The 745-nt window shown below is 57.3% G+C and carries 1 protein-coding gene and 1 pseudogene; both read left to right on the top strand.

Annotated elements, in window-relative coordinates; translation table 11 throughout:
* Positions 1-126 (top strand): annotated as a pseudogene (locus ACTHS3_RS16325) (phosphoheptose isomerase); the annotation flags it as partial.
* A gap of 73 nt (positions 127-199) precedes the next feature.
* On the top strand, positions 200-745 hold a 546-nt coding region (locus ACTHS3_RS16320), incomplete at its 3' end, for a BON domain-containing protein (RefSeq protein WP_440368548.1).

The raw sequence follows: 745 nt of genomic DNA, 5'->3' as shown, positions 1-745 counted from the left end.
CTCAAAGATACCGACGTTTTGCTCAACGTCCCTTATCCGCGTACTGCCCGCATTCAGGAAAACCATATTCTGATGATTCACGCCATGTGCGACTGCATCGACTCCGTCCTGCTTGAAGGCATGTAACCCTTTCTTTTCAGACGGCCCATCCCTTAAAGGCCGTCTGAACACCCAACCGTCCATACCCAAGGAAAAGGATATGAAGAATATCAAACGCTACGCCCTCCCCGTTCTGACTGCGACCCTTTTGAGCCTGAGTCTGAGCGGCTGCGTCGGCGCACTGATCGGCGGTGCAGCCGTCGGCACCAAATCCGCCGTCGACCGCCGCACCACCGGCGCGCAAACCGACGACAACGTTATGGCCTTGCGCGTCGAAACCACTGCACGCTCCTACCTGCGCCAGAACAACCAAGTCGAAGGCTACAAGCCCAAACTGAACGTTGTCAGCTACAACCGCCACCTGCTCCTGCTCGGCCAAGTGGCTACCGAAGGCGAAAAACAATTTGTTGAACGCATCGCCCGTTCCGAACAAGCCGCAGAAGGCGTGTACAACTACATCACCGTTGCCTCACAAGCGCGTTCGCTCGGCGATGTGACCAACGATACTTGGGGTACATCCAAAGTCCGCGCCACCCTGTTGGGCCTCAGCCCGGCCACCCAGGCACGCGTCAAAATCGTGACTTACGGCAACGTGACAAATGTGATGGGCATCCTCACGCCTGACGAGCAAGCCCGCGTGACCCAA

The sequence above is a fragment of the Neisseria sp. P0009.S007 genome, assembly GCF_051962515.1.
This window is presented reverse-complemented; position numbering and strand designations above follow the sequence as displayed.